Source organism: Leisingera sp. SA215 (assembly GCF_055902035.1).
On sequence record NZ_JBVVXU010000002.1, the window covers coordinates 157,337 to 170,102 of the forward strand.

The 12,766-nt window shown below is 63.5% G+C and carries 10 protein-coding genes; 5 read left to right on the forward strand and 5 right to left on the reverse strand.

Annotation, left to right across the window (positions count from 1 at the left end):
* Positions 1 to 52: 52 nt before the first annotated feature.
* The gene (locus AC0KW6_RS05235) at positions 53 to 1,651 is read right to left on the reverse strand and encodes a 2-isopropylmalate synthase (protein WP_323777217.1); all 1,599 of its coding nucleotides are present in this window, start codon (positions 1,649 to 1,651) and stop codon (positions 53 to 55) included.
* Positions 1,652 to 1,893: 242 nt separating this feature from the next.
* A complete protein-coding gene (gene pdxR, locus AC0KW6_RS05240; protein ID WP_474034312.1) occupies positions 1,894 to 3,267 on the reverse strand; it encodes a MocR-like pyridoxine biosynthesis transcription factor PdxR in 1,374 nt (457 codons plus the stop codon).
* 96 nt (positions 3,268 to 3,363) lie between these two features.
* On the opposite strand from pdxR, the gene AC0KW6_RS05245 reads away from it, so the two are divergent.
* Positions 3,364 to 4,029, forward strand: a complete 666-nt coding sequence (locus AC0KW6_RS05245; protein WP_474034313.1) for a pyridoxamine 5'-phosphate oxidase family protein — start codon at positions 3,364 to 3,366, stop codon at positions 4,027 to 4,029.
* Between the two features lie 47 nt (positions 4,030 to 4,076).
* Here the strand turns inward: AC0KW6_RS05245 and AC0KW6_RS05250 are convergent, their stop codons facing one another.
* Entirely contained in the window at positions 4,077 to 5,480 is a 1,404-nt protein-coding gene (locus tag AC0KW6_RS05250) for an MORN repeat-containing protein (RefSeq protein WP_474034314.1), read from the reverse strand.
* 180 nt (positions 5,481 to 5,660) lie between these two features.
* Between AC0KW6_RS05250 and AC0KW6_RS05255 the strand changes: the two genes are divergently transcribed.
* From AC0KW6_RS05255 to gltX, 4 genes are all read left to right on the forward strand, one after another.
* Positions 5,661 to 7,319 carry an NAD+ synthase gene (locus AC0KW6_RS05255; protein ID WP_474034315.1) on the forward strand — a complete coding sequence of 553 codons (1,659 nt, stop codon included), beginning with the start codon at positions 5,661 to 5,663 and terminating at the stop codon, positions 7,317 to 7,319.
* A gap of 181 nt (positions 7,320 to 7,500) precedes the next feature.
* Positions 7,501 to 8,832, forward strand: coding sequence for an NAD(P)/FAD-dependent oxidoreductase (locus tag AC0KW6_RS05260; protein ID WP_474034316.1), 1,332 nt, complete (start codon positions 7,501 to 7,503; stop codon positions 8,830 to 8,832).
* Between the two features lie 112 nt (positions 8,833 to 8,944).
* Positions 8,945 to 9,373: a DUF1801 domain-containing protein gene (locus tag AC0KW6_RS05265; protein WP_323777227.1), complete on the forward strand. Its 429-nt coding sequence runs from the start codon at positions 8,945 to 8,947 to the stop codon at positions 9,371 to 9,373.
* Between the two features lie 127 nt (positions 9,374 to 9,500).
* Positions 9,501 to 10,826 (forward strand): glutamate--tRNA ligase, encoded by a 1,326-nt coding sequence (gene gltX / locus AC0KW6_RS05270; RefSeq protein WP_474034318.1) that lies wholly within the window; start codon positions 9,501 to 9,503, stop codon positions 10,824 to 10,826.
* Between the two features lie 84 nt (positions 10,827 to 10,910).
* Here gltX and AC0KW6_RS05275 read toward each other — a convergent pair whose 3' ends face one another.
* A complete protein-coding gene (locus AC0KW6_RS05275; protein WP_474034320.1) occupies positions 10,911 to 12,104 on the reverse strand; it encodes a DUF2254 domain-containing protein in 1,194 nt (397 codons plus the stop codon).
* Positions 12,098 to 12,673, reverse strand: a complete 576-nt coding sequence (locus tag AC0KW6_RS05280) for a gamma-glutamylcyclotransferase family protein (RefSeq protein ID WP_323777232.1) — start codon at positions 12,671 to 12,673, stop codon at positions 12,098 to 12,100. The genes AC0KW6_RS05275 and AC0KW6_RS05280 overlap by 7 nt, the downstream gene beginning before the upstream one ends.
* Between the last annotated feature and the right edge of the window lie 93 nt (positions 12,674 to 12,766).

The following is a 12,766-nucleotide window of genomic DNA, read 5'->3' on the forward strand; positions in this document are numbered from 1 at the left end:
AAAGGGCGCCGCAGAGGGCGCCCTTTGTCTGTTGTGTCTGACCGGCTGCGGATCACGCCAGGTCTTTATAGGAAATCTCGCGTGTATCGGCGCCTTCGCCAACCCGGCCGCGGCGCACGATCAGGCGGTTCAGCGCGTTCACATAGGCCTTGGCCGAAGCCACCACCGTATCGGTGTTGGCGCTTTCGCCGGTGGCGATGATGCCGTCTTCCTCCAGCCGCACCGAGACCGTCGCCTGCGCGTCGGTGCCTTCGGTCACCGCGTGCACCTGGTACAGCTGCAGCCGGGCGGTGTTCGGATAGATCATGCGGATCGCCTTGAAGGTCGCATCAACCGGACCGTCGCCCTCGGCGGTCTCGGTCACGTCCTTGCCGTCTATCTCCATCTCAAGGGTGGCTTCCGCCGGGCCGCCGGTGCCGCAGACCACTTTCATCGAAACCACTTTCAGGTAGTCGTTCTCGGCGTCCGCACCGGTGCGCATCAGCGCAATGAGGTCGTCGTCAAATACCTCTTTCTTGCGGTCGGCCAGTTCTTTGAAACGGACAAAAACATCCTTCAGCTGGTTGTCACCGACTTCATATCCAAGGTGCTCCAGCTTGTCGCGCAGCGCGGCGCGGCCGGAATGTTTGCCAAGCGGCAGGGAGGTGCCGGAGAGGCCCACGTCCTCGGGCCGCATGATTTCAAAGTTTTCGCGGTTCTTCAGCATCCCGTCCTGGTGGATACCGCTTTCGTGGGCAAAGGCGTTTTTACCGACAATGGCCTTGTTCGGCTGCACCACAAAGCCGGACACGGTCGAAACGCGGCGCGAGATATGCATGATCTTGGTGGTGTCGATACCAGTGTGCCAGGGCATGATGTCATTGCGCGTCTTCAGCGCCATCACCACCTCTTCCAGTGCGGTGTTGCCGGCGCGTTCGCCAAGGCCGTTGATGGTGCATTCGATCTGCCGCGCACCGCCGGCAACTGCCGCCAGCGCGTTGGCGGTCGCCATGCCAAGGTCATTGTGGCAATGGGTGGCAAAGACCACCTCGTCCGCGCCCGGCACGGTCTCGATCAGGCGCTTGATCAGGTCGGCGCTTTCCATCGGCGCGGTGTAACCCACGGTGTCGGGGATATTGATGGTGGTGGCGCCGGCCTTGATGGCGATCTCAATCACCCGGCACAGATAATCCCATTCGGTCCGGGTCGCATCCATCGGCGACCACTGCACGTTGTCCACCAGATTGCGGGCATGGGTGACCGTTTCGTGGATCTTGTCGGCCATCTCGTCCATGGTCAGGTTCGGGATGGCGCGATGCAGCGCCGAGGTGCCGATGAAGGTATGGATGCGCGGCTGCGCGGCCTTGCGCACGGCTTCGGCGCAGCGGTCAATATCCTTGAAGCTGGCGCGGGCCAGGCCGCAGATCACGGAATTTTTCGAGCGTTCGGCAATTTCGGACACCGCGCGGAAGTCGCCTTCCGAGGCAATCGGGAAGCCGGCCTCGATGATGTCCACTCCCATATCATCCAGAAGCCCGGCAATCTCCAGCTTCTCGTCATGGGTCATGGTGGCGCCGGGGCTTTGTTCGCCGTCGCGCAGGGTGGTGTCGAAAATCACGACACGGGATTTGTCGCCGGAGTTCGGGCCGGTAATCGGGGAAGTGTTGGTCATGCTGGTATCTCTTGTCTCTGTCCTAGGCCCTTTGGGGCATCATAAGCCTTCGATGGCGCGCGTGCGGCAATCCTCTGAGCGGGCGCGCCGGAAGGGCACGCTCAGAGGCGGGCTAGGATCAGTAGGGCGCGCAGAGCGGCACCGCGGGACGCGGCGGCGGCAAGGGGGATATCTGCGCAAATGGTCATGCAAAGGATTTATACAGAGGCAATTGCAAATGAAAAGCCCATAGGCAGAGAATTTCAGCTTTGCTCCACGATCCGCCGCAGCCCGGCGATCTGGCCGGGCAGCGCATCCGGGGGGGCTTGGCAAAATCCGATAAGCAGCCCTTGGGACTGCTTGGCCGGATCATGCGGGGACAGGGGCCTGACGGCATACCCGGCGTCATCCGCGCGGCGGCAGACCCGGGTGTCACCGCGTTCGCCGGCCAGATGAAAGGCAATCTGCATCCCGGCATTGTGGCGCTGGAAAACTCCCAGCCAATCCGGCCATGCCTCCAAGGCATCTGCGGCCGCAGCATAGCGTTCCGCATACAGCCTGCGTGCGCGGCGGATGTGGCGGTCATATTGTCCTGAGGCCATGAAATCCGCCAAAGGCCGCTGCGCGGTGATGGCCGCGCCTGCACTTGGGTGGATGAACAGGGTGCGGAACGGCGGCACCAGCGCGGGCGGCAGGATCGCATATCCCAGCCGCAATGCGTGGGAAAATGTCTTGGAGAACGTGCCCACATAGATGCAGCGGCCCTCCCGGTCGAGCGCGGCCATGGCAGGGACCGGCTGCCCGGCATAGCGGAACTCGCTGTCGAAATCATCTTCGATGATCCAGCCGCCCCGGTCCTTGGCCGCTTGCAAAAAGGCTTGCCGTTGCGGAACAGGCAGGGTGCCGCCAAGGGGGAACTGATGCGACGGGGTCAGCAGCGTGACCTTGGCCATCTGCCTTGGAACCTCCGCCCCGCGCGCGCCCGCGCGCAGCCAGCGCACGTCCCACCTGCGCGCCAGGGCAAACCGCTGGGTCGGGGTGAACCCGGGCGCCTCCAGTGCGATGTCCTCGCCGCCAACCAGGAAATCCATCGTCAGTTCCAGCGCTTCGCGGGCGCCGCTGGTGACCAGAACCTGCCCGGCGCTGCATTCGATCCCCCGCCAGCGGGCCGCGTATGCAGCGATCTCGCGGCGCAGTTCGGGATCGCCAAAGGCATCTGCCTGATGGCTGAGGCTCAGCGGATCCATCCTTGCCACACGTGAAACACAGCGCGCCCAGGGGCGGGCCGGAAACACCTCCGGGTCCGGTGCGCCGGGCAGCAGCATTCCCGGGGCTGGCGCTGTCACGGCGGGCAGAGGCCGGGATGGAGCCGCCGGCGGGCGGATCGGCGCCACATCGCAGACAAAGATCCCCGCGCCGCGCCGGGTTCCGGCGAACCCCTCGGCCACCAATTGGTCATAGGCCGTCACCACAGTGGACCGTGCCACACCCAGATCCTGCGCCAGCGCCCGGGACGAGGGCAGGCGGGTGCCGATACCCAGGCTGCCATCGCTGATCCGGCGGCGCAGCGCCGTGACGATTTGCAGGTATAGCGGCTCAGCGTTGTTCGCTGACACCATGCCGGAGAGGTCAATCATAGTGGACTGTTCTTTTTGTCTGAAACTGGACGTTAATTGTAGTCCAGTTTGCGCATAGCTGTCCTGGAAAGACAATCAGGAACAAGAGGTCAGCCTATGAGCCAGTCCGAACCGGAAAACGCCCTGAAATCCGAACGCAGCCGCCTGCGGCGCGCGCACGAGCGCGGCCTTTATGACCGCGGCGCTGTCTATCAGGTGCTTGACGCCATGCCGCTTGCCCATATCGGTTATCAGCTCGATGGGGCCACATCCGTGCTGCCGACTCTGCAATGGCGCGAGGGCGATCACGTCTATTGGCACGGCTCCGCAGCCAGCCGCGCGATCCGGGCGATGGAAGGGGCGGAGGTCTGCCTGACCGTCACCTGCATGGATGGCTATGTGCTGGCGCGGTCAGCCTTTCATCATTCGGTCAATTTCCGTTCCGCAATGCTGTTCGGAACGGCTGAAAAGGTGACGGATGAAGACGCCAAGGCTGCCAGCCTGAAGTCCATGGTGGACCATATCTTCCCCGGCCGCTGGGACGCGCTGCGCCCCATGACCCGTCAGGAGCTGAAGGCAACGGCCCTGCTGCGGATGCCGATCGAGGAAGGCGCCGCCAAGATCCGCAGCGGCCCGCCCAAGGATGACGGGGAAGATTATGCGCTGCCGATCTGGGCGGGTGTGGTGCCGATGGCAATGGAACTGAAGCCGCCGCAGCCCGATCCCGCCAATCTGGAAGGCGTGGCGATGCCGGATCATCTCAGCCGCATCCGCATCGGCTGACCGGAAAAAAGGAGGGGCGCTGCACAGCGCCCCGATCCGTTTTCGTCTTACCCGCCGTCTTTGCTGACCAATGCACCGTTTTCCCAGGTGCCTTCCGCCTGCTGGCCGCTGGCATATTTCATCGTGCCCGGCCCCTGGCGCTTGCCGTTGACAAAGCTGCCCTCGTAAATGTCGCCATTGGCATAAGTCGCCACGCCGTCACCGAAAATCTTGCCTTCGCGCCATTCTCCTTCGTAGGAGAAGCCGTCTGGCATGACGATCTTGCCCTGACCGTGCCGCTGGCTGTCCGCAAACGCACCGGTATAGACCGAGCCATCGGCATAGGTCACCTTGGCCTCGCCGTGGCGCTGCCCGTCCTGCCAGCCGCCCTCATACCGATAGCCGTCGGCATAGGTCATAACCCCTTGGCCATGGTTTTTGGCATTCTGGAATTCACCGGTGTAGGTGATGCCATTGGGGTAGGTGGCAGTGCCGGTGCCTTCAATCACGCCGGCCACCCAGGCGCCTTGATAGGTGGAGCCGTCGGGATAGGTAATCTTGCCCTGACCCTCGGCCAGATCATCGCGGAAATCCCCTTCATAGACTGACCCGTCAGGATAGACCGCCTTGCCTTTGCCTTCGATCTGCCCCTTTACCCATTCACCGGTATAGCTGTAGCCGTCCTTTTCGGTGAAGGTGCCGGTGCCGTGGCGCTGATCGTTCTGGAAGCCGCCGGTATAGGTATCGCCGTTGGCATATCTCTGCGTGCCGGTGCCATGACGGCGGCCTTTTTGCAGCTCACCCTCATAGATGTCACCATTGGGCTGCATCAGTTTGCCGGTGCCGTGCATCTGGCTGGCGGCCCATTCGCCCTCGTAGACCAGCCCGTCCGAGGTCTCCAGCTTGCCTTGACCCTGCAATTGGCCATCAGCCACGGCGCCTTCATAGACAGTGCCCTCGGCATAGGTGATCTTGGCTTGTCCCTGCTGGCGTCCCGCAACCCAATCACCGTCATAAATATATCCGTCAGGCGAGGACATCACACCTTTGCCGTGGCGTTCGCCTTCAGCAAAACTGCCTTGATAACGCACGCCGCTGGCATAGACCGAGGTGCCGTCGCCGTGAATTTGCCCATTCTGCCAGCCGCCCTCATAGGTGCTGCCGTCGGCGCGGGTGAGTTTACCCAGCCCATGCGGCTTGCCTTGCGCAAATTCGCCCTCGTAGACCGAGCCGTCGGGGAACCGCGCGATGCCATGGCCACGGACCTCGCCATCAACCCAGTCGCCGGTGTACTCATATCCGTTGGGCAGTTTGTAGGTGCCGGTGCCATGTTGCAGCCCGTTCCGGAAGGTGCCCTCGTAGACCCCGCCGATTTCGTCCTGAGTGGTAATGACGTCACCCTCCTGGGCCAGCGCCGGTGCGGCCAGTGCCAGAAGTGTGGAAAGCGCGAATGCGGTGCCGAAACGGGTCATTGAAACCTCTGCCTGCCCAGAAATTACGGTGCTGCTGCCATATTGGGTTGCTCGCCGGGAAACTAAGCTACCGCAGGCGGGGCCGCAATGTCTTTTACCCGCCTTCCGCGCCTTGCTCTTTTACTTGGCGTTCAATCTGGTAAAGGGCTCTCAGTGAGTTTTGCAAAGGGCCAAAGCAGCATGGCAGACCGTTTCCGCGTGACACTGGCGCAGCTGAACCCCACGGTGGGCGACCTGGCGGGCAATGCCGCCAAGGCCAGGGCCGCCTGGGAGGAGGGCCGCAAGGCCGGCGCCGATCTGGTGGCGCTGCCGGAAATGTTCATCACTGGCTACAATACCCAGGACCTGGTGATGAAACCGGCGTTTCACTCGGCGGCCATCGCAGAGGTCGAAAAACTGGCCGCCGACTGCGCCGACGGGCCGGCGCTGGCGGTCGGCGGCCCCTGGATCGAAGGCGGCAGGCTTTACAACGCCTATCTGATCCTGAAGGGCGGCAAGATCGCCTCGCGCAGCCTCAAGCACCACCTGCCGAACGAGACCGTCTTTGATGAGGTCCGCATCTTCAACGAAGGCCCGCTGGGCGGTCCCTATGCTGTCGGCAATACCCGCATCGGCTCCCCCATCTGCGAAGACGGCTGGCATGAGGACGTGGCCGAAACCCTGGCCGAGACCGGTGCCGAGTTCCTGCTGATCCCCAACGGTTCGCCCTATTTCCGCAACAAGATGGAAGTGCGCTTCAACCACATGGTGGCGCGCGCGGTCGAAACCCATCTGCCGGTGATCTACCTCAACATGGTGGGCGGCCAGGATGACCAGGTGTTCGACGGCGGCTCCTTTGTGCTGAACCCCGGCGGCGCCCTGGTGCTGCAGATGCCGGTGTTCGACGAGGCCTATGCCCATCTCCGCCTGGAACGCACCGACGAGGGCTGGCACGCGGTCGAGGGCGAAAAGGCGCATCTGCCGGACGCGTGGGAGCAGGACTATCGGGTGATGGTCGAGTCCCTGCGCGACTACCTGGGCAAGACCGGCTTCAAGAAGGTGCTGCTGGGGCTGTCCGGCGGTGTTGACTCGGCCATTGTCGCGGCGATTGCGGTGGATGCGCTGGGGGCGGAACACGTCCGTTGCGTGATGCTCCCGTCCGAATACACGTCAGAGGAGTCGCTGGAAGATGCCGAGGCCGTCGCCAAGGCGCTGGGCGTGCACTATGACTATGTGCCGATTTCCGAGGGCCGGGCCGCCATCACCAACACACTGGCGCCGCTTTTTGCAGGTATGGAGCCGGGCCTCACCGAAGAAAATATCCAGTCCCGGCTGCGCGGGCTCTTGCTGATGGCGATGTCCAACAAGTTCGGGGAAATGCTGCTGACCACCGGCAATAAATCCGAAGTCGCGGTGGGCTATGCCACCATCTATGGCGACATGAACGGCGGCTACAACCCAATCAAGGATCTCTACAAGACCCGTGTGTTCGAGACCTGCCGCTGGCGCAACGCCAACCACCGCCCCTGGATGAAGGGCCCGGCGGGGGAGGTCATCCGCCCCAATGTGATCGACAAGCCGCCCAGTGCTGAGCTGCGCGAGGATCAGAAGGACAGCGACAGCTTGCCGGACTACCCGGAGCTGGACGCAATCCTGGAAATCCTCGTCGATAAGGATGGTTCAATCGCTGATTGTGTTGCGGCCGGATTCAGCCGGGACGTGGCCAAGCGGATCGAGCATCTGGTTTATATCAGCGAATACAAGCGCTTCCAGTCCGCGCCCGGCGCCCGGCTGACGCCGCACGCGTTCTGGCTGGACCGCCGCTACCCGATTGTGAACCGCTGGCGCGACCCGTCCTGAAAGCTGGCGTTAACTCATTGAAGCCGCAGGCATTTCCATGCTTGCGCAGTTGCTTTCCGGGACCGGTGACGCAGCGGTAACGCTCTGATATGCGGCGGAAAAATCACAATGACGGAAAGCGGCGCAGGATACGTCGCCTGGACGCTGGACCGCCGATTCCGCAACGGGCATAGATGCAGTTATGCCCGGACCCAGACTGCCCCATTTCCAATCCGATCTGGCCTTGCCCAAGGCCGTTGACGCCGTGGTGACCGGCGGTGGCATCATTGGCGCGGCAACTGCGCTAGAGCTGGCCGAACGCGGCTGTTCGGTGCTGCTGTGCGAAAAGGGGCAGATCGCCGGGGAGCAAAGCTCGCGCAACTGGGGATGGGTGCGGATGTCCTGCCGCGACCCGCGGGAAATCCCGCTGATGACCGAGGCTTTGCGGCTGTGGGATGGGCTGGCGGAACGCACCGGACGGGAGACCGGATTCACCCGCTCCGGCATTCTCTATACCGCGGAAACCGCCAGGCGCGAGGCGCAGCTGGAACGCTGGCTGCGCAATCTCGATGGTTTGGGGCAGGGCGCCCGGATGGTCCGCGGCCAGCAGTTGGAGCAGCTGATGCCGGGCCACCAGTCCAAAACCCGCAGCGGGCTGCTGACGCCTATGGACGGACGGGCTGAACCGCAGATGGCGACGCACGCCATTGCCCGTGCCGCACAGGCGGCAGGCGCCAAGGTAATGACCGAATGCGCAGTTCGCAGCGTCGAGACCGCGGCCGGCCGCATCAGTGGCGTGATGACCGAGCGCGGCCGGGTTGCCTGCTCCGCTGTAGTCGTGGCGGGCGGGGCCTGGTCGCGGCTGTTCCTGGGCAACGCAGGTGTGAATCTGCCGCAGCTGAAAGTTCTGAACTCTGTCCTGCGCACGTCACCTGTGCAGGGCGGGCCAGACACCGCCATCCGCAGTGCCAATCTGGGCCTGCGCAAACGCGCCGACGGCGGTTACACGGTGGCGGATGCCCATGAAAACATCGTCGATATCGTTCCGGACAGCTTTCGCCTGGGCTGGAAGTTTCTGCCCAGCTACCGGCAGGAATGGCGGGCGCTGCAGTTCCGCCTGTCAGACCGCTGGCGCGAGGAGGCGGCCCAGGACCGCCGCTGGCAGCCGAACCAGACCACCCCGTTTGAGTTGTGCCGGGTGCTGGACCCTGCGCCGTCGCAAAAGGCGCTGAAAAGCGGCTGGGCGGCAGCGCAAAAGGCCTTTCCCGTGCTGAAAGGCGCCGATGTGGTGCAAAGCTGGGGCGGGCTGATCGACGCAACCCCGGATGCGATCCCGGTGATCTCGCAGGCCGACGGGCTGCCGGGACTGTTCATCGCCACCGGATTCTCGGGCCATGGCTTCGGCATCGGCCCCGCTGCGGGCAGACTTACCGCCGATCTGGTCACCGGCGACAACCCGGTGGTGGATCCGAGACCCTTCCGCCTGTCGCGGTTTTCCGACGGGACACGGTACGGGCCTCAGACCGGATACTGACCAGGCAGGGCTTGCGCGGCATCAGCTGATCGCCTGCCGCCACAAAGCGGCGAGTGGGGGCTAGGAACAGGATTGGAATGCGGGGTAGGATCCGGCAGGAGGCGTGCCCGCCATGAACCAGAACAAGACCGTCCCCACCGGGGCCAGCGTTGCGCAATTTCTTGCCGGTGTTGAGCCGGAACGCAAAGCAGATGAGGCGCAGCAGCTGGACACCCTGTTCCGCGAGGTTACGGGCTATGAGCCGCAGATGTGGGGGCCCACGATCATTGGCTATGGGCGCTACCACTACTGCTATGTTACCGGCCGCGAAGGCGGCTTTCTCGCCACCGGCTTCTCCCCCCGCAAGGCGCGCCATTCGATCTACATCATGCCGGGTTATCAGGACTACGGTGCCATCCTCTCCCGCCTCGGCAAGCACAAGCTGGGCAAAAGCTGCCTTTATGTGAACAAGCTCGCCGATATCGATCTGGACGTTTTGGCCGAATTGATCCTGGCGGGACTGAAGGATCTGGATGCGATCTGGCCGGTGCAGCCTGCTTGACGAACCGGGGCTTTCATCTTTCTGAAAATACTCCTGCCGGAGGCAGGCGCCACGGCTGCGTTCACTTTGCTGAAACTGGACAAACCGCGGCCCATGTGACAAGGGGCAGGGCAACAGGAGAACCGTGATGACCACCACCCGTTTTGCCCCGTCGCCCACCGGTTACATCCATGTGGGCAACCTGCGCACCGCGCTGATGAACTACCTGATCGCCCGCAAGGCCGGCGGCACCTTCATTCTGCGCATCGACGACACCGACCCGGAGCGGTCGAAGGAAGACTATGTCGATGCCATCAAGCAAGACCTGGAATGGCTGGGCCTGACCTGGGACAAGGTGGAGCGCCAGTCGGAACGGCTCGACCGCTATGTTGCCGCGGCGGATAAGCTGCGCGGGATCGGCCGCTTTTACGAGGCATTCGAGACTCCGGTCGAACTCGACCTGAAACGCAAGAAGCAGCTGAACATGGGCAAGCCGCCGGTCTATGACCGCGCCGCGCTGGCGCTTTCGGACGACGAGAAGGCCAATCTGCGCGCCGAGCGCGGCGATGGCGTCTGGCGCTTCAAGCTGGACCATCAGCGTATCGAATGGGCCGACGGCATCCTGGGCGATATCTCCATCGACGCGGCCTCGGTCTCCGACCCGGTGCTGATCCGCGGCGACGGGCAGTTTCTCTATACGCTGGCCTCGGTGGTGGATGACACCGAGATGGGCGTGACCCATGTGGTGCGCGGCTCCGACCATGTGACCAACACCGCGACCCAGATCCAGATCATCGAAGCGCTGGGCGGCACGGTGCCGTCGTTCGCGCACCACTCGCTGCTGACAGGCCCCCAGGGCGAGGCTCTGTCCAAACGCCTTGGCACGCTTGCCCTGCGCGACCTGCGCGAAGCGGGTGTGCAGCCGATGGCCCTGCTGTCTTTGATGGCCCGCCTGGGCTCCTCCGACCCGGTCGAGCTGCGCAGCGAACTGGCGGAACTGATCGACGGCTTCGATATCAATCGCTTCGGCGCCGCGCCGACCAAGTTTGATGTTGAGGATCTCTATCCGCTGACCGCCCGCCACCTGCAGTCGCTGCCGCTGGACGCGGTACAGGCAGAAGTGGACGCGCTGGGTGTGCCTGCCGCGAAACAGGCGGCGTTCTGGGACATGGCCAAGGAAAACATCACCACGCTCAAGGATCTGGGCGGCTGGTGGGAGCTGTGCCGCGATGGTGCCGCGCCGCTGGTGGCGGATGAGGACAAGGATTTCATCGCCGAGGCGATGGCGTTGCTGCCGGAAGGCCCCTACGACAGCGAAAGCTGGGGCAAGTGGACCGCTGCCGTGAAAGAGGCGACGGGCCGCAAGGGCAAAGGCCTGTTTATGCCGCTGCGCAAGGCCGTAACCGGTATGGAGCGCGGCCCCGACATGTCGGCGCTGCTGGCACTGATGGAAACAGTGCGCGCCCGCGGCTGACCGGTTGCTTCTGAAAGTGGAACAGGGCGGTGCTGCGAAGCACCGCCCATGTGTTTTGGGACGCTTCCGCCGGATGCGGGACGTTCAATCCCAGCGGCCATCCTGCAACTCCCGGTGCATGTCCTTGGCGGCCTCTGCCATGTCAGGATTGGGATGTTCGCCAAGCGCAATGAGGGATTTCTCCATCCAGCGCATCACCGAAGGGGCATCGCTGCCGCAGCGGGCAATCGGCGGAAAGGCGCAAGCCAGCAACTGCGGCGCTGTCACTGGCGGCACGTTGACATTGGGATAGGTGGCCTCGCGGGCGTCACTGACCCCATCCGCAGGTGTGTTTTCCCACAGCAGCCGTTCCAGCCGGCCCATGACCTCAACCGCTGTTCCGGGATCATTGACACCGGGTGACAGCGCCTTTTGCGCGGTTTCGGCCAGCAGCGACAGGCCAAAGGACGGGTCCTGATCAAAGCTGCGCACATCGCCTATATCGATCGCGGCAGAGGCCGCCTTGCTGAACTTGTTGTCCCCGGCGGTGGCCCAGGCCACCGGCTGGCCGCGTAGAATGTACTCGCCCGGTGCCCGCGCCAGGGTGATCTGCACCTTGGCTTCGGCGGCCAGCTCATCCAGCTGGGCGAGCCCGGCAAAGCGTACAAAGCCGCTTTCGGCGGCGGGAATATCCACTGCGTCATCGGGTTTGGAAGCTTCCAGCGCGCATACCCCGCCCAGGCAGGGCTTCTTTATCCGGGCGCGCAGGCTGGCGCGGGTGCGGTCCTCAATCAGCCGCAGGGTATGGTCCATGCTGCCAAGGCTCGACAAGTGATCAATCCAGCGCACGATGGCGCCAACAATCAGGATCACCACGATGATTGTCAGCCCGAAGACCACCAGCGCGCCCTCAGGCGTATAATACCGCGCCCGGAACAGGATCACTGCACTCAGCGAATAGATGAACCCGCCCACAAACGTGGCCAGAACCCGGTGGGTGATGGTGTCTTCCAGCAGCAGCCGGTAAACCCGCGGAGTGGCCATCGAGGCCGCAGTACGGTAGGCGCTGACCATGACGTTAAGGGAAAATGTCGTGACTGCCAGCATGCCGGAGGCAAGGATTGTCAGCACCGGCAGCACTGCTTCACGCCCGAAATCTTCGCTAAGACCGTTCGGCAGCAGCGGTTTTGCCAGCGGTGCCAGCAGCAGAAGCAACAAGGAAAAAAGGGAAATCAGTACAACTCTGAACCAGAGCTGCCGTGCAATCCGGCCGAGGTGCAATAGCGCCTTTTCTAACATGCCCCCGAGACTACCCGGCGGGCGCCTGTGCTGTCGATCAGTTCATCAAACAATTTGCGTTCGGCCGCCGTCACCGGCTGGTGCCGGGGATAGCGCGGCGCGGCCCGGTCGTTCAGCACAGGGGCGTCCCAACCATCGGTGGTTGCGGCAAAGCCCTGCAATCCAGCCTCGCCAAAGACCCGCAGATAGCCCTGCAGCACCACATCCAGATAGCTGAGCAGGATGGGATGCCTGTCCGTAACACCTTTCTGCTGTCCCGGTGCCACGGCATAAACGGATACTTCCGGCGTCCCCGCCAGCCCATGCAGAACCCTGTCTGAGGCGGGCAGCCGTTCGTAGGCAAATTCCCGTTCGTCCAGCGCAGCCCAGTCTGCCTCTGGCACCTCTGCGATCAGCCCGTCAATCACGCTGTCCCGGCAAGGCACAGCCGACAGAAACGCCACCTCTCGCAGGTCCGTATGCACCCAGGCGCGGCGCCAGCCGCGCAGCTGCGCAGGCCGGGCGCCGCCATAGTCATGCGTTGCCGTGTTCACCAGGCTGCCGTAGCCAAAGAAATAGGGGGCTGTCATCCGCTCCGCCTTTCTGCCGTGTTTCCGGGTATTGATGTATGTCAAACCGCTTTTTCCCGCCATGTGCAATAAGCGATGCACCATAGCTGCGGG